11 protein-coding genes are annotated in these 16,676 nt (G+C 60.2%); 1 reads left to right on the top strand and 10 read right to left on the bottom strand.

The genetic code is table 11. The features are described 5' to 3' along the window. Positions 1-15: 15 nt before the first annotated feature. The 5 genes from ACKVY0_RS19845 to ACKVY0_RS19825 form a co-directional block, all read right to left on the bottom strand. On the bottom strand, positions 16-927 hold the full coding sequence (locus ACKVY0_RS19845; protein ID WP_409216580.1) for a ThuA domain-containing protein: 912 nt from the start codon (positions 925-927) through the stop codon (positions 16-18). A 135-nt stretch (positions 928-1,062) separates the two neighbouring features. Continuing rightward, positions 1,063-2,487, bottom strand: a complete 1,425-nt coding sequence (locus tag ACKVY0_RS19840) for a hypothetical protein (RefSeq protein WP_409216579.1) — start codon at positions 2,485-2,487, stop codon at positions 1,063-1,065. A 110-nt stretch (positions 2,488-2,597) separates the two neighbouring features. Next, positions 2,598-4,673, bottom strand: coding sequence for a c-type cytochrome (locus ACKVY0_RS19835; RefSeq protein ID WP_409216578.1), 2,076 nt, complete (start codon positions 4,671-4,673; stop codon positions 2,598-2,600). 5 nt (positions 4,674-4,678) lie between these two features. Beyond that, the gene (locus tag ACKVY0_RS19830) at positions 4,679-5,290 is read right to left on the bottom strand and encodes a DJ-1/PfpI family protein (RefSeq protein ID WP_409216577.1); all 612 of its coding nucleotides are present in this window, start codon (positions 5,288-5,290) and stop codon (positions 4,679-4,681) included. Positions 5,291-5,595: 305 nt separating this feature from the next. Beyond that, positions 5,596-6,759 (bottom strand): substrate-binding domain-containing protein, encoded by a 1,164-nt coding sequence (locus ACKVY0_RS19825; RefSeq protein WP_409216576.1) that lies wholly within the window; start codon positions 6,757-6,759, stop codon positions 5,596-5,598. A gap of 106 nt (positions 6,760-6,865) precedes the next feature. On the opposite strand from ACKVY0_RS19825, the gene ACKVY0_RS19820 reads away from it, so the two are divergent. Then, positions 6,866-7,810: a YHYH protein gene (locus tag ACKVY0_RS19820; RefSeq protein ID WP_409216575.1), complete on the top strand. Its 945-nt coding sequence runs from the start codon at positions 6,866-6,868 to the stop codon at positions 7,808-7,810. Positions 7,811-7,864: 54 nt separating this feature from the next. On the opposite strand, the gene ACKVY0_RS19815 is transcribed toward ACKVY0_RS19820, so the two are convergent. The 5 genes from ACKVY0_RS19815 to ACKVY0_RS19795 are packed head-to-tail and all read right to left on the bottom strand — an operon-like array spanning position 7,865 to position 16,674. Further along, positions 7,865-10,033, bottom strand: a complete 2,169-nt coding sequence (locus ACKVY0_RS19815) for a molybdopterin oxidoreductase family protein (RefSeq protein ID WP_409216574.1) — start codon at positions 10,031-10,033, stop codon at positions 7,865-7,867. A 19-nt stretch (positions 10,034-10,052) separates the two neighbouring features. Then, positions 10,053-11,609 carry a DmsC/YnfH family molybdoenzyme membrane anchor subunit gene (locus tag ACKVY0_RS19810; protein ID WP_409216573.1) on the bottom strand — a complete coding sequence of 519 codons (1,557 nt, stop codon included), beginning with the start codon at positions 11,607-11,609 and terminating at the stop codon, positions 10,053-10,055. Positions 11,610-11,669: 60 nt separating this feature from the next. Next, complete coding sequence (locus ACKVY0_RS19805; RefSeq protein WP_409216572.1) at positions 11,670-13,403, bottom strand: NirA family protein; 1,734 nt, start codon at positions 13,401-13,403, stop codon at positions 11,670-11,672. Then, complete coding sequence (locus tag ACKVY0_RS19800) at positions 13,393-15,015, bottom strand: sulfite reductase flavoprotein subunit alpha (protein WP_409216571.1); 1,623 nt, start codon at positions 15,013-15,015, stop codon at positions 13,393-13,395. The genes ACKVY0_RS19805 and ACKVY0_RS19800 overlap by 11 nt, the downstream gene beginning before the upstream one ends. Before the next feature lie 21 nt (positions 15,016-15,036). Continuing rightward, a complete protein-coding gene (locus ACKVY0_RS19795; protein WP_409216570.1) occupies positions 15,037-16,674 on the bottom strand; it encodes a protein kinase domain-containing protein in 1,638 nt (545 codons plus the stop codon). Between the last annotated feature and the right edge of the window lie 2 nt (positions 16,675-16,676).

Raw genomic sequence — 16,676 nt, 5'->3', positions numbered from 1 at the left:
CAAGGCTACTTTTCCTCACGGCTTCTTCGGCTTCGGTGCCTCCTGCTTCGGATAACCCTCGAGCTTCACCACGCTCACCGCCGTTTCCGTTGGAAAATCCGCTGGCACCGCCGCCGTGCGTTCCACATTACCCGTCGCCGCCCATTCCGTGCCGCGTTGCAGGATGGTGTAAAAGCCACGGTCCAGCATCGAGTAGTCCGCATGACCGAGCGTGGTGTGAAACACGCGGCCTTTATGATAACCGAGCACCATGTTGTTCGGCTCACCCACCGCCGTGAGATCGGACACCGAGGTGCTCAACACATCCACGTTCTCCGCCGGACCACGCAGCTTGCTGTACAGCTCGTCCTTCGCATGCAGCCAGCGCTTCGGCAGACCACGCGTGATCGGATGATCAGGATTTTGAATCTCCACCACAAACTCATGCTGCGCGCCATGCGCACCACCTTTGCCCGCAGTCGTGTCGCGGAACAATTTGCCATCCTTCACATAAATCCACGGCCCTGACTTCTCATCGCGCCCACCCCAGCCACCGACACCGATCATCTCGTTGTACTCCTTCCACTCCGGGAACGAATTGTTCGCCGCATGAATGGAAACAAAGCCACCGCCAGCCGCGACGAACTTCGTAAACACCTCGCGCACGTTCTGCGGCCAGGGTTCGCCATTGTAATTGCTCATCACGACCTGGTAGTCGCTGAACACCGGCTTCCACGCCTGCCACGCTTCGGACGGCGATCCTTTCGGCGGTGTCGTGCTCACATCCACCGTAAACGCACCGCCGCTCTCCAGCACGTTTCGCAACACGGGCGTGGTGATGTCCCACTTGTGGTTGTTCTGTCCGTCCACGATGAGGACTTTCAGCTTGTCGGCGGCGTGCAGGCTGGTGAGCGTGCAAACGAGGAGGGTGAGGATCAAGGAGCGCATGGTTGGCATGTTGCTATCAGTCAGCCGCCATTTTGGCAAGAACGAATACTCACCACCGGCCCGGTCGATGCACGGTCTCGGAGAATACTCTGCCTCTCTGCGGCAAACCCGAACAGGAGGAGCGCTTCCATCCTGTCACTCCTGCAGTCGGTTCAGCGTGTAATACGCCATGCGATGCCACAGCGGCGTGCCATCCTTCGCCTTCAGCTTCGGCAGCTCAAACTCATGCACATAACCGGTGCGCAGCTCCGCGCAGGCGACGTCGAGCACCAGCCCGTCCTCGGACAGCGTCACGCTCGTGATCTTGATCGGCTTCGCATCGAGTTCCTCGCCGCCATACTTGCTCTGGAAGGGATAGGTGTAGCTCTGACCAGTCAGCGCATCCACGCTCGCCTTGTCCACTGGCAGCGTGAAGGTGAAACGAAACCCGCCCTTCAGCAGCTCCATCTTCTGCACCTCCAGCGGCATCTGCTTCGTCCACACGATCTTCTGCAGGCCGAAGGGCCGGTTGCCTTTGCTGTTCCAGCCGCGATTCGACTCGCCCACGACGAGCGAGCCATCCGGCAGCGTCGTCAGCGCCAGCGCCGCGCATTGCAGGCCGTCCACAAACGGAAAACACGCGCCCTGATACTCGCCGCCGACTTTTTCGAGGAACACGCGGTTCACGCCGGAGAGCACGAACTCCCCAAGAAAAAGCTGCTTCTCGAACGGCCCGAATTTGCCGCCGCTTTTGTCGCAGGCGATGCCCGTGCCGCTCTGGCCCATCTTCACATACGGCAGCCACACGGCAGGCGGCGTATAGCCCTGCACCGCCTTCATCGCCTCGGCCACCGTGATGCCGTCCGGCTGCTTCGCGGCGATCTTCACCGGCGACTCCGGCCGCATCGCGTCAGGAATCGACTCCGCATGCGCAAAGTAAGCGCCTTTGCGAATATGAAACAACGGCGTCGTCGGCATCCAATTGCCCTGCTGATCGGTGACGAAGATTTCACCGTCCGCATCCTGCCCGATGCCGCAGGGCGAACGGAATCCCGCGCACCACGGCTCCAGCTTGCCAGCCGGCGTCGTGCGCACAACCCAGCCGCGCCACAGCGGATGCGTGGACTCATCGCCCGCGCCTTTCCAGGCCTTGCCCATGCTGGAATTGAGCGAGGTGTAGGCATTGCCCTGCGCATCAAACACCGGCCCATACGCATACTCGTGATACGCGCCCGAAACGCCCCAGCCCGTCGAGGCCGTGAGGTATTCGTCCGCCTTGCCGTCACCATCCGTGTCCCGCAGCTTCGTCACCTCCGCCCGCTGCGTCGCATACAGCGCCCCGTCATGCCACGCGAGGCCGAGGATTTCATGCAGCCCGCTCGCGAAGAGCTGGAAGCCCTTCTTCCCCTCGATCCACACCTCCCCTTTGCGCAACGCCACCGCGAGTTTGCCATCGCTCGTCACCGCAAGACCACTGGCTTCAAAATTCACGCCCTTCGGCAGTTCATACGTCTCGATGCGATAGTAGTCGGACTGCTGCTGCGCGTGGGAAACCGTGGCGAGAGCCAGGAGACTCAGCATTAGCCGCAGGGGGGCAAAGAGGCGGAGAGGGCAGAGATTTTTGAAACAGGAAAGAACTTTGCCTTCTCTGCTCCTCTGCCCCTCTGCGGTAAAATCGAACGTCCATTGACTCACCATGACACAACCTCCTTCGTTTCCTTGCCGTTGATCTTCACGCTGCGCTCAAAGCCGTTCTTCACCGGACGCAGCGTGTCCTCGACCTGCTGACCATCCTGACGATACAAGAACGTCGGCACACCATCCTTGCCGACCTTGTAGCCGCCGAACACACGCTCACCCGTCGCCGCAGGCATCTCCTTCACATTCGTGCCCAGCGGTTTGACCGGCGGCATCGCGCGATCCTGCCAGTTGCTCATCGCATCAAGGAATCGCCCTTTCCAAATCACTGCCCAGCGGCTCGTCATCCCATCAAACGCCGCATTCACGCCGCTCGGGAAGCCCACCCCGATCGCATGCGAGCCTGCACCCTCAATGAAGCTGCGGAAAATGATCACGCGCTTCTCCTTGCCCGGTTTCAATTCGAAATCCTCCGACGACATGAGCCCCTCAGGCAACGGCTGGCCTTCCACCTCGCGCAGGTAGGTCCAGATGCTCTCGATCTCCAGATCCGCCTTCTTGCGGCCCACAAACATCGGCGGCATCACCGTGCCGAGCTGCGTGACCTGCGGATTGAGCAGCAGCTCCTTGAAATACTCCGGCTGGATGCGCTCCACCGTGTGCGTGAGACGAATCACCGGCGGCCCGAGCGACTTGCGGTCCTTCAAGCCATGACACGCCACGCACGCGAGCCCCTTCGCACCCAAAAGCTGCCGTCCCGCCTCCGCGCGATGATGTTTGAGCAGGCCGGTGACATCAATGGTCACCGGTTGCTCCGCCACATCGGCCTCGTTCAGCCAACCGATCATCATCTCCGTCTGCTCACGGCCAAAATTCGGCATCCGCGTGTCCATGTAAGGCCGCACGCTGCCGTCCTTGCCCCACAGAATTTTTTCAAACCAACCGCGTGTCAGCTTGCGGCCAATCTTATCGAGACTCGGCGGCAAATGCGCCAACTGCCCCAAGGATTCGGCCGTCGAGTCATTCACCCCGAAATACTGCGCCCGCGGATCCTCCGGTCCGCCCTTGCCATCGCGATCATGACACGCATAGCAGTTCAACCGCGACATCTGCCAGTCCACGTTCTCCTGCGCCGTCAGCTTCGGTGCTGCCCCGTTTTGGATTGCAGCCAGCGCCAGTTTCAGCGCGCGTTTTTGCAGCTCATTCAAATCAAAGCGTGGAACACCGGAGGGCTGCTTCTCGGCGAGGCAGCCCTTCGTCGCATCAAGCTTGGTCAGACTCGTCTGACGTGGAGGACTGGTCTGACCCGTTTGATGACACGCCACGCAGTTCATCTTCTCGAACACCTCGCGCCCCTTCTCAATCCCCTGCGCCGGCATCTTCAACGCCGCACGCGCCGTCGCCTTCTCCGCCACACGTCCCACATGCAGATACGCCGCGATGTCCGCCGCCTCCTCCTTGCTCAAGCGCATGTCCGGCATGCGCCCCGCAGGTCGCATGGAAAGCGGATCATGCAAAAAAGCCGCCAGCGCGTTCACATCGTAAGCATCCGCCAGCGCAATCGGCACCGAACCATTGCCCGGTTTATCGACTTCGGCGTTCGCCGCCACTTTCGGCGGGCGCACATCTAGCGCCGGCTCATGGCAGGCCACGCAGCCGACCTTGTGATACAGGTCCTTGCCGCGATCCTCATTACCCGCAGGCATTTGCGGCGCATCCCACTTACTCGCGCTCAAAAATTCGACCAACCCCTCGACCTTTTCGTCATCGCCCGCTTCACCGGCAAACAAGCCCGGCATCTGCGTGCCCTTCTTCCGATGCTGCGGGCTGCGAATCATCAGCCATAGCGTGTCCGCATCCAACCGCGAGCCCACGCCGCTCAAATTTGGGCCCGGCTTCGATTTCAGCCGCTCCTGCCACGCTTTCGGCACCTCATGGCAGGCCGTGCAGTTCAACTCCGCCAGCAGTAGGAAGCCGCCATTCACGACATTCTCATCCGGGTCCTGCGGAATGTAGAATTGATCAAAGGTGAAGACGTAGGCGTGATTGATCGGCTCCGCTTGCAGCGGATGCGCCTGGAGCTGGCCGCAACAAAACGCCAAAGCGGCAAAAGAGGTCCAGAACTTCATCAGCTTCATTTCTTGCGCTTCTTGACGTGTTTCGATGGCCATTCCGCTTCCATTTTTGCACGTTCGGCATCCAGCGCCTTGATCCACGGGGCGATGAAGTGCCCCGAGTCATGATACGTGCGGCCCGAATACATGTGCTGATCGATCACGCAGGGCTCATTCACATAAATGCCGCCGCAGATCTCGAGGTCAAACTTGCACTTCGCCACCGTGGCCATGCGCAGGCCTTTGACGATGCCTGCACGCGCCGGGATCTCCACGCCGTGGCAGACGCTGGCGCAGGGCTTCTTCTGTTCCCAGAACCACTTCGTGATGCGCAGCAGATCGACGTCCTCGCGGATGTATTCAGGAGCGCGGCCACCGCTGAAGAAGATGCCGACATATTCTTCCGGCTTGATGTCCTTGAAGGCGATGTCGGCGTCGATGCTGTAGCCTTCCCACTCCTTCGTGATGGTCCAGCCTGGCTTCACTTCATGCAGCACCATCTGGTATTTACGCTTCTCCGGCGCAGCGACCACCGGCGTGTAACCGCCTTCAATGAGGCGGTAGAACGGGTAGAGAGTGTCAACGGTCTCGGTGGCATCACCGACAATGAGGAGGACTTTGGCTTTGGTCATAGTTTGAATGAATCATTGGTTTGTAGCGATGCCTGTCATTCGGCCTTCACGGTGTTTTCGCCACGAAAGCAGGCACTGCGGCGATGGCGGACAGCGATTAGAGGAAGCGATGGCGGTTCATGGTGGTCGAGTAAACGCCCGCCCCGCACCCACTTCATTCAGACTTTAATTTCCCTTCTTCAGGTTTTGCGGCACGGAAGATAGCCTTCCAGGCTGTCAGCGGATCGAGGCGTCTCGCCTTTGATCTCAGAAGAAAAGGTGGGACGCCTCGATCCATTGTCAGGCAGGATGCCTGACCTCCGATGTTAGAGCGCTCTCCGCTTCCGAAACTCGCCCGGCGTCACACCGCTGCGCTTTCGAAAGGCTTCAGCCATGTATTGCGGATGGGTGAAGCCACAGCGTGAGGCGATGGCATCGAGAGTGAGGTCGGTTTGAGTGAGGAGCTTCTCCACCGCAGCAAAACGCAGTCGGTTGATCTCCTCGCCGGGACTGCGTCCGATGAGGGCTTTCATGCGGCGTTCGAGAACGCTGCGGGACAAGGCGACTTCGCGGGCGACACGAGTGACGTCGAGGTTCTCGGTGGCGTGCTGGCGGATGAAGCGCAGCGCGGCGGCGATGCGTGAGTCTTCGACGGCGACGATGTCGCTGGACTGGCGCACCACGATGTCGCCGGGCGCATGTAGATGCTTCTCGCCTGCTTTGGGGATGCGTTTCTTGGTCATCCACTCATCAAGAATGCGCGCGGCATCGTAACCGACGGCCTGGCCGCGCAGACGCACGCTGGAAAGCGGCGGGGAGGCGGTGTCGCAAAGCATGTTGTCGTTCTCAGCACCAACAACGGCCACTTCTTCAGGAACCGCGATGCCGGCACGCCGTGCGGCATCGAGCAGCCAGAAGCCGAGCTGATCGTTCACAGCGAAGATGCCGAGCGGTTTCGGCAATGACGTGAGCCAGTCGGCCAGCGCACGCTGATGCTGATCCCAGCGCAGTGGTTTCTTCCCGGCACCGCTCGATTTGAACTGCGAGCACTCGAAACCATGCTCGCGCACGGTTTGCACAAAGCGGTCGCTGCGTTCGACGAAGAAGGCCTCGGAGCTGTCGAGATAGCAGGCGAAACGCCGGAAACCGCGATTGCGCAGATGCTCGGCCACGCGCACGCCGATGACGCTGTTGTCCATCCCGACAAAGGGAAACGAATGCTGCAGCACACTGGTGCGCAGTTCGATGACCGGCAGTTTCGTGGCCTGCAGGTGCCGCAAAAGCTGATCATCGACGGTACGGGCGAGAATGCCGTCACCAGGCCAGTTTTTCAGCCAGTCGGGGAAGCGGCTGCGCAGATCACGCGGCTCCAGATACAACGACCACGGTCCATGCTCCGCCACATAACGCCGCACGCCGCGCACGATGTCGCGGCCGTAGGAACGCGAGGTATCGACGAGAATGGCGACCTGGGGGATGCGGGATGGCATTGCGGCTGACTGGCGGGAAGGCACGACGCATCAAAGACGGCATCGACAAATCATTCCAGATTTTTTGCGGTAACGATTCTGACGATTCAGGGTTAACCGTGCCAACATGAGAATCTCCCGCCTCTCCCCCGTCCCCATTCTGTTCCTCCGCACCAGCGGCTGTGTCCTCGTGTCCGCCTGCCTTGCCGCGTCTTCGCAACTGCCGCCGAACGAGGTCAAAATCACGACCGTTGGCAATTACCGGCACATCACCGCGAATGGCATTCCCGATCACACGCCGGGACAGTTTCCCAACCGCCACAACCCGAACGTCATCGGCCCGCAAAACTACGACTACAAAGTGCCGCTGAAGCCGAAGGTCGCAAAACAGCCCGTGGCGTATCACATGCAGCCGTTTGGCATCGCGGTGAATGGTGTCGTGTTTGACCCCTTCGCCGCCGAGTGGTGGCAGGGCAATCCGGCAAGCGGCTGGCAGTATGAACCGCATGGTGGCGCGATTGATCTCGGCCTCGACTCCAGCAATGCCCATGTGCAGCCGAATGGCGCTTATCACTACCACGGCATCCCGAACGGCCTGCTCGAAAAACTCAGTGGCGACAAGCCCAAGATGACGCTCGTCGGCTGGGCGGCGGATGGATTCCCCATCTATGGCCCCTGGGGTTATAGCGAGGCGAAAGATGCTGCGAGTCCATTGAAGAAACTCGAAGCCAGCTATGCCATCAAACAAGGCGCACGCCCCGCAGGCTCGCCCGGCGGCAAGTACGACGGCTCTTTCGTGAACGATTACGAATACCTCGAAGGCGTGGGCGATCTCGATGCCAGCAACGGCCGCTTCGGCATCACGCCCGAATTTCCTGCGGGCACCTATTATTATGTGCTCACTGCCGAATTTCCCTTCATCCCGCGCCAGTTTGCCGGCACGCCGGATGCCAGCTTCGAGCGCCGTGGGCCGCCCGGTGGCGGCTTCGGTCCGCCAGGACGTGGCGGGAGACGCGGCGGTCCCGGCATGCGCCCGCCGCCACCGCCCGGCTTTCCGCCACCGCCGTTTTGAAAAGTAGCGCAGTTGCTGTGCAACGGCTCAGGAGCGTGTTGCACACCAACAGGACTACTTTGCCGCCACCCGCACCGCCGAGTGCTTGTAGCTCGGCTGGCGGCTGTGCGGATCGAAGGACGCATGCGTGAGCTGGTTCACGCGATTGTCATGCATGGGCAGAAACACCTCGCCGGGTGACACGCAGGTCGTGATGCGGACTTTGGTGACGAGCTCAGCACGTTTCGAGATCACACGAACCATGGCACCATCGCGGAGGCCCAACGTTTCAGCGTCCGTTGGATTCAGATCGAGCATCAGTTCCACCGGTATCATCTTCGCTAGCACGGCTGACTTCGCGGTGCGTGTTTCCGTATGCCATTGCGCGCTGGTGCCGCGTCCGGTGAGCAAAATCAGCGGAAACTCATCGCTGCGCTGCTCGGGGATGGGTTGTGGCTCATCAAACACGAACTTCGCCCGCTGGTCCGACGTGTAAAATTTCCCGTCCTCAAACAGCCTCCTTTCAGCACTGAGCACTGAGCACTGAGCACTTCTTTTCAACGGCCACTGCACACCACCACTTTTCCGAATCATCTCGTAACCGTTGATGCCCGTGATGTCGCACGGCTGATTTTCTGAACAGCGCTGTAGCACGCGGAAGACGGCCTCGGGGCTGCTCCAGCCGCGAAACACATCCTCGCAGCCCCAGTAGTGCGCGATGAGACGGAAGATGTGGAAATCGGCCAGTGCCTGGCCGGGTGCGCGGCGTGCTTTCGGACTGTGGCCGATGCGGCGTTCGGAATTGATGAAGCAGCCTTCTTTTTCACCCCAACCAGCGGCGGGAAAGACGAGATGAGCACGCTTGGCGGTCTCCGTGGTGCAATACATGTCCTGCACCACGAGGAAGTCGAGCTTGTCGAGGATGCGGTTGAGGCGGCCCTGATCAATCCATGAATGACTCGGGTTGGTGGCGATGAACCAAAGCGCTTTCACCGTGCCCGCATCTGCAGCGTCGATGATTTGATCATAGGCGAGGCTGGGTTGGTCGGGAATGCGCTCCACCGGAATGCCGGTGGCAGCGGCGATCTTTTCGCGATGCAGTGGATTGCGGAAGTCGTGGCCGCCGAGAAGATTCGTCGTGTTGGAGAACAGGCGCGATCCCATGGCATTGCACTGGCCCGTGATCGAATTAGCTCCCGTGCCCGGCTTGCCGATGTTTCCCGTCATCAGCGCCAGATTGATGATCGCCTGTGCCGTGCGCGTGGCCTCGTGGCCTTGATTGACGCCCATCGTCCACCAGAAGGAGACGCGTGGGGTGCCAGTGATGATGGTCTTGGCAAAAAGTGCCAAGTGCTCAGTGCTCAGTCCGGTTTCGGTGGCGACTCGGTCAGGCGTGAACGCGGAAACGAAGTCTGAGAATGCATCGAAACCGTTGGTGTGTTCACGGATGAAGGCTGGATCAAGCCCACCCTCACGAATGATGAGATGCGCGAGGCCGTAGAGTAGCGTGAGGTCACTCTTGGGCTTGATGGCGTAGTGCTGCGTGGCCGCCATGGCGGTTTCCGTTTTGCGAGGATCGACGACGATGATCTCGGGGTTCCTTTTGTTCCGCAGCACGCGCTGCCACATGATGGGATGCGCGATGCACGGATTCGCGCCGATGAAGACGAGCACATCGCTCTCTTCAAAGTCAGCATACGTGAAGGGCGGCGCATCAAAGCCGAAGCTCTCCTTGTAGGCGGTGACGGCGGTGGCCATGCATTGACGCGTGTTGCCATCGCCGTGGCGCATGCCCATGCCGAATTTGGCGAGAGCACCGAGGAAGGCCATCTCCTCAAACATGATCTGCCCGGTGCTAATGAACGCGGCAGCCTCCGGGCCATGCGTGGCGAGGATGCGACGCATGTTGTCGCAGAAATACTTGAGCGCCGTGTCCCAATCGACCTCTTTGCCATGCAGCAGCGGCATCCGGGCGCGATCAGGCGCATCGAGCACGCTGAGTGCCTCCCAGCCCTTCGGACAAGCGGTGCCGAGATTGACGGGATAGTCAGGATCAGGCGTGAGATTGATCGCCTCGCCGTCTTTGAGATGCAACGTGAGGCCGCAACCGGTCGAACAGAAGCCGCAGATGGCTTTCGCCGTTGCATCTGGCATCAACCGCGATGGCACCTGCCCGAGACCGAACTTAGCTGGCTCGCGCACCAAGTCCGCCGTGAGCGGGCCGGTCCATTCGCGAAAAGTCATGGCGGGTGCGGTGATCATGTCAGTTCCCAGGCATTTTGGAGCCAGCGGCGGCGGTGAAGAAGTAGCGACGCTCGATCAACTGGCTGCCAAACGTGAGCAGCAGCGACAGCGTGAGCAGCCATGGCATCGAAGCGCCGCCAGCGATCAAAACAGGAATCATGAGGCCGGACATCACGAGCACCAGACCACGCAGATCGAGATGAGAAGAGAGATGTTTTTGCAATATGCGTGCGGATTTGTGCCACGTGCTGGTTTCTTCACTCAATGCCTGACGAAACGTCGAGATGTCCCAAATCAAGAGAACCCAGAGAAACAAGAGCGTGAACGCCATCGCCCACGCAACGATTTGAATGCCGAGCCAGCACCACACTGCGGCACACAGGCCAGCGCCGAGCAGCAGCATGGTGCCAACAAATTTTCCCGCGACATTCACCATCGACCAAAACGGCCTGCGCGTGTCCACATAGACCATCACCGAGCACCACACGGCCACCACGGCCGCCAAGGCGGTGCCGGTGACGGCGAAACGCATCCAATCCATGCTGCCAAGCCACCATGTGGCAAAGATGGCTGAACCTCCGGCGGGCAGAGCACCAAAGGCCATGATCTCGCGTGACAGCCATGATTTGCGCCAGCCGAGAAACGCACGCCAGGCCTTCAACGGCTGCCCCAGGTGCAATACACTCAAGACGATGCCGGCCAGACCAATCACAAGTGCCGCAGCACTCGTGATCACGGCCTGTTGTGGGCTCAACGCATTCAGCCACATCGCCACGGCGCAGCCGATGAACGTTCCGGCGCTCATCTGCGTGAGCACGAGCATCCAGGCGAGCGGTTCGTGGCCGTGATCGAGTTCCAGCCTGCCTGCATCCGCAGCTTTGGCGGCTGTGGGAACCGGCTTCGATGAGACATAAGTTGTTGTGGGCCGTGTGTAGTTCGAATCAAAGGCTCCAGCAATGATTTGGCCACGATCCGGCACTTCGGTGAGTTTGACGACTTTGATCTTGATGGCCTCATTCGGACAAGCCTGAACACATGCGGGGGCTTCGCCATCGGCTAGACGGCCCTGGCACATGTCGCACTTGCGCACGATGCCGCGCTTCAGATTGAACTTTGGCACGTCATACGGGCATTTCAGGATGCAGTAGCTACAACCGATGCACTGGTCATCCAGGTGCCGCACGATGCCCGTGATAGCATCTTTATCGTAGGCGAGCACCGGACAACCATCCGCACAGGCCGGCTCCGCGCAGTGATGGCAGGCGGTGGTGACAGTTTGCAGATAGGGCTGCTTTCGCGTGCCGACGAGCAGGCCCATGTCACGCCAGGATTCATCGTCATCGAGGCCATTGAGCGAATGACAGGCCGCCACACAGGCCTTGCAGCCGGTGCAGGCATCGAGATTGACCTCAAAGGCGTACTGCTCGCCGGGATGCGGCTTGGAGAGCGGGATGAGATGCGAGAAGCGCGAGGCAACCGATTGGGAATCGTGGGCTTCGGCGAACAGTGCGACGGGGGTGCGGAGCGTCTGCTGCTCTAGGAGCGCTTCATTTATGATTCTTGATTGATGATTCATGATTTCAGAAGCAGCGCAGGCGCGGCCTGAAAGCGTGTCTTCCAAATCGTAAATCATAAATTAGGCCGCTGAGTCAAAGGCCACTTGCAGCTCATTAACGCTGTGCCGGTTGCAGTAAGAATGGAACGATTCATCGCCCTGGCGGCCTTTGAGGTAGCCTTTGAGCATGGCTTCAAGCGTGGTGCCGAGACTTTCGAAGGCCACGCCGCTGAAGATCTGACGGCCAATCTTGCGGTTCTCGCCGAAGCCGCCGCCGACGGTGACATGGTAGCCTTCGCCACTCTCAGATTTCACCTTGGTGCCGAGCAAGCCGATGTCGCCCATGAAGTGCTGCGCACAACTATGAGCGCAGCCGGTGAAGTGAACATTGACCGGCTGGTCGAGCTTCACGCGCTTGTCGAGGTAGTCCATCATGGCGATGGCGTGACCCTTCGTGTCGCTGGCGGCGAACTTGCAGTATTTGTTGCCGGTGCAGGCGATGAAGCCATTGCGCAGCGGTGAGGTCTCGCAGGGGAAGCCGAGCTTCTTCAGCGACTTCGCCAAAGTGGCCGCATAGGCCGTTTTGACGTTCGGGATGATGAAATTTTGCCAAACGGTGAGCCGCACTTCACCACTGCCGTAGCTGTCGGCGAGATCCGCGAGGCGCACGAGTTGCTTCGCGGTCATTTGACCGACTGGAACAGTCGCGCCGACATAAACGAGGCCTTCCTGCTTCTGCGGATAGGTGCCGACGTGTGAGTGGCCTTGTTGCGAAAAGCTGCGCTTCTCCTGAGTGGGCGAATCAGCGGCTAGACGTGTGAGTTTGAATTTGAGGAGCTTTTCGACCTCGGTGAGCACGCCATCGAGTCCCTTGTCTTCGATGACGTATTTGAAGCGGGCTTTTTTGCGGTTGGTGCGGTCGCCAAACTGAATGAACACGCGCAGCAGGGCCACCATGACATCGTTGAGCTGCTCAGGCTTCACGATGACGCCCCAGTCGCTGGCAAACGTCTGATGACCGGTGACGCCGCCGAGCGCGATGCGGAAATAGACTTCATCGCCGATTTTCACGGCGCTAGCGCCGATGTCATTGGTGTCCTCCACCGCACTGATGAGGCCGCCGCCGTCGTAGGCGATGTTGAACTTGCGCGGGAGGTCGTAGAACTCCTTGGAGCTGATGATCAGCGTGGCCAGTTCGTTCACGAGCGGACGCACGTCGATGAGTTCATGCGGATCATAACCAGCGCACGGGTTCATCGTGATGTTGCGGATGTTGTCCGCGCCAGCGCCCTTCGAGTGCAAACCGCAGCCTTGGATGCGACGCAGCACTTCGGGGCAGTTCTTCGGCTCGATGAGGCGGATTTGGAAATTGTTCCGCGTGGTGATCTGGATGTAACCCGTGGTGAGTTCACTCGCGATAGCGGCGATCTCGCGAAGCTGGTAACTTTTCACCACACCGCCCGGGATGCGCAGACGGCACATGTAGCCATCCTTCACCGGGTTCAGCCAGAACAGGCCGTTCCACTTGTAGCGGAAGACTGATTCCGGCTCCGGTTTGGAATTCCAGCGCGCATCCATGACGAGCTGCTCGATTGCATCGAAGGGATGCAGCTCGCGTTTGATGCGTTCTTCTTTGGTGAAATCATCCAGAGATGGGACGGATGCGAGGGATGGGACTGATGGGGCGGGGGCGAGATCGCCGAAGCTGACGCCACCGGCGGCGATGCCGGCGAAGAAGCCTTCAAGATAACGCTTCTGCTCGGCGGAGAAGTCGGCAGCCGAAGAATTGGCGGGTGTGGGTGGCTCAATAGACATCGCGGGCATAACGTTTCTCCTTTTTCATTTGAGTGATGTAGGCGGCGGCTTCGTCGGCAGATTTGCCTCCAGCGGTCTGGATGATGCTGTGCAGGGCTTCATCGACATCCTTGGCCATGCGTTTGGCATCACCACAGACGTAGAAGTGCGCGCCCTCCTCCAGCCACTGCCAGAGTTCGTTGGCAGCCTGGAGCATGCGGGTCTGCACGTAGATCTTTTCTTCCTGATCGCGGCTGAAGGCGGTGTCGAGCCGCGTGAGGAAGCCCTTCTGTGTCCACTCGATGATTTGATCGTGGTAGAGGAAGTCACAGGCGCGTTTTTGGTCGCCAAAGAACAGCCAGTTCTTGCCGGGGGCGGCGGTGGCTTCGCGTTCTTCAAGGAAAGCACGGAACGGGGCGATGCCAGTGCCGGGGCCAACCATGATGACTGGCTTGGTGAGATCCGTGGGAAGGCGGAAGTGATTCGCGGCGTGAAAATAGATGCCGGTGGTGTCACCGAGCGCAAGGCGATCAGACAGGAAGGTGGAGGCGACGCCTTTGTGCGGCACGCCGTCGGCGCTGTAGCGCACAGCAGCGATGCAGAGATGCACTTCTTCGGGATGCGCCTTGAGGCTGGAGGCGATGGAGTAGAGACGCGGCTGGAGCTTCCGCAGGTTTTCGAGGAAGGCGGTGAGGGTGAGACCCGCTGCGGGTGTCTTGCCGAAGAGATTGCGCACTTCGTAGTGCTTCAAAAGCGCATCGCGCAGTGGTGCGGTGCCGCCATCGGGCAATGTGGCTTCGGCGTTTGGATCAAAAGCGTGAGAAGTGATGATGGCATCAACGACTTCGGGACAGTTTTGGACATAGACGCCGAGGGCGTCTCCCACTTCATACGACAGGCCGGAACCAGCGAGCGAAAGGGCGATGTGATGCGTGTCTTTGGCGCTGCCGCGTGCATTGAGATTATCGTTGGCGACCAGCCTGGCTGGGAAAGGATTTTTCTTGGTGTAGCCGGTCTCGGAAGAGTCGGACTGGTCTGACATGTCGGACGAGTCTGACCCGCTGAGCGCGGCAAACGCGGAGGTGCTCCATTTCTTGGCGAGATCGTCGAAGTCCACATCGCAATCAACACGCTCGGTGATGCGCGTGGCACCGAGTTCGGCGAGGCGTTCGTCGAGTTTTTTGCCGGCGAGGCAGAAGGTGTCGGCGTAATTTTTGTCGCCGAGGGCGAGGACGCTGTATTTGACGTTGTCGAGCTTGGGGCTGCTGCCGTTTTGATTGATGCTGTCCCAGAAGGAGACGGCGTTGTCGGGCATGTCGCCTTCACCCCAGGTGCTGGTGATGACGAGGACGTTCTGCTCTTTAACAAGATCGGCAGGTTGCAACGAATCGAGGCCCGCAGCTCGCGCCACGAAACCCCGACCCGTTGCTTCCCTGGCCAGCCGCTTGGCCAAACTTTCCGCATTGCCGCTCTGACTGCCGAAGGCAATGAGCAGTGATCGTTTTGAATCCACTGGCGCTGCACCAGGCACCGGTGCACCGCGATTGAGTACTCCGGCGAGGAAGCCGTTGAGCCAGGCGCGTTGTTCGACGCTGAAGGGCGCGTTGTCAGGAATGAGGGGGACGATTGTCATGCGGCGGAGGATAAAAGAGGTTCACTTCTGACTGAGCAGCTTGAATACCAGCCAGAGCGTGGTGAACAGAAAAACGAAAAAACCGGTCTTGTAGAAGGCGAGCGGGTTGCGCTCCAGCAACGGCGTGTCGGCTTCAAAGAAAGGCTGCACGCGCCCGGGATGCGCGAGATCATGGGCAAGCTCGGAACAATGCTGGTAGCGGCGCTCCGGCATGAGGGCGATGGCGCGATGAATGACGGCCTCGAGCCACGAAGGGATGTTGGGATTGATTTTGGAGAGACGCTTTGCGGGATGGAAGACGGGCGTCTGGAAGCGCTCGATCTGGCCGTAGGGCAGTTTCCCGGTGAGCGCCTGATATAAAGTGACACCCATGGCGAAGATCTCGGTGCGCTCGCTGATGGGCGCACTGTGAAAACGTTCCGGTGCGAGGTAGCTGGCGGTGCCTGCACGTGAAGAAACAGAGAAGATGGCGGCGGCGCTGCCGAGATCGACGAGCTTGAAGCTGAGGCTCGTGTAATCGCCGATGCAGAGAATGTTTTCAGGTTTGATGTCGCCATGGGCGAGATCGAGGCGCAGCAGCGTCTGCGCGGCATCGGCGAGGAATTTGCCGAGCGCGACAGCGGAGTCCACGGAGAGCATACGCTCGCGCAGCACGGCGTGGAGGCTGGGCGCGTCGGCAAACTCCATGACGTAGTAGCGCATGGTCTGCCCGATGGGCTCATGCGCACGAACGAAGTGCGCGGACTGCGCACGCGTGGCGTTCCAGGTCTCATGCGTGAAGGCTTCGAGGTGCTGCGGGCTGTCGATGGCCTCAACCGGGGCGAATTTGATGACGACGCGCTGGCCGTCCTTTTCAGCCAGCCAGACGCGACTGGTGCCATGAAACGAGCGGAGCATCTCGTAGCCGTCGATGGTGTCGCCCTTGCTCAAAACGGCGGGAATAATGAGGGTGCGTGCATTCATGGCGTGGAGTTTGCCGGTTTGATGAATGTCGAGCACAAGGGCGCTCATGTCGTCGAGCGTTTCCGCCTTCGCCTTCTGGCGGGCGGCCAGCACGATGCTACGCGCAGAACTGCGGCGTGCGAGAGCGCTGGTGAGATCGTCGCCGTAAATGTGATTGGAGACGCCATCGGAGCAGAGCATGGCGACATCGCCGTCCTGCAGGGTGGTGGTGAAGCAGAAGGGCTCAACCTCCTCGCTCATGCCCAGCGCACGGGTGAGGATGTGAGAGCGCTCCGCTGCCGTTTCAACATGCGCGGTGGAAAGTGTGCGCAGGCTGCCATCACGCCAGAGACAGACGGAGGAATCGCCGAGATTGATGCCGTGCAGCGTGTCGCCCTCGATGACGACGGCGGCGAGGGTGGCGACCATCTCTGTGCGCTCGTAACGCACCTGCGATTCCTGATAGAGCGTGCGATTGAGGATGCGGGCAAAGGTGCTGAGCGCCTGCTGTGGCGTCCAGGAACGTGGACGGGCGCTGTAATGCTCGATGAGCGAGCCGACGGCACGCTGCGCAGCCTCACGGGCCGGTGCGCCGCTGCCAGCACCATCGCTGAGCACGGCGATGACGGTTTGATCCCACGACCGCACGTCGAAGGCGTCCGAAGATGGAGTTCCATCTTCGCTAGCCATGCCGTAACTGGTGGTGAGGATTTTCAAGT

It is taken from the genome of Prosthecobacter sp., from assembly GCF_046154365.1.
In the GTDB taxonomy this organism is placed as follows: domain Bacteria; phylum Verrucomicrobiota; class Verrucomicrobiia; order Verrucomicrobiales; family Verrucomicrobiaceae; genus Prosthecobacter.
This window is presented reverse-complemented; position numbering and strand designations above follow the sequence as displayed.

Bases quoted from the DNA above. Each gene is read 5' to 3' on its own strand.
- ACKVY0_RS19820 (WP_409216575.1), top strand. From the start codon at position 6,866: ATGAGAATCTCCCGCCTCTCCCCCGTCCCCATTCTGTTCCTCCGCACC.
- ACKVY0_RS19815 (WP_409216574.1), bottom strand. From the start codon at position 10,033: ATGACTTTTCGCGAATGGACCGGCCCGCTCACGGCGGACTTGGTGCGC.
- ACKVY0_RS19830 (WP_409216577.1), bottom strand. From the start codon at position 5,290: ATGACCAAAGCCAAAGTCCTCCTCATTGTCGGTGATGCCACCGAGACC.
- ACKVY0_RS19800 (WP_409216571.1), bottom strand. From the start codon at position 15,015: ATGACAATCGTCCCCCTCATTCCTGACAACGCGCCCTTCAGCGTCGAA.
- ACKVY0_RS19840 (WP_409216579.1), bottom strand. From the start codon at position 2,487: ATGCTGAGTCTCCTGGCTCTCGCCACGGTTTCCCACGCGCAGCAGCAG.
- ACKVY0_RS19805 (WP_409216572.1), bottom strand. From the start codon at position 13,403: ATGTCTATTGAGCCACCCACACCCGCCAATTCTTCGGCTGCCGACTTC.
- ACKVY0_RS19825 (WP_409216576.1), bottom strand. From the start codon at position 6,759: ATGCCATCCCGCATCCCCCAGGTCGCCATTCTCGTCGATACCTCGCGT.
- ACKVY0_RS19835 (WP_409216578.1), bottom strand. From the start codon at position 4,673: ATGAAGTTCTGGACCTCTTTTGCCGCTTTGGCGTTTTGTTGCGGCCAG.
- ACKVY0_RS19845 (WP_409216580.1), bottom strand. From the start codon at position 927: ATGCGCTCCTTGATCCTCACCCTCCTCGTTTGCACGCTCACCAGCCTG.
- ACKVY0_RS19810 (WP_409216573.1), bottom strand. From the start codon at position 11,609: ATGAATCATCAATCAAGAATCATAAATGAAGCGCTCCTAGAGCAGCAG.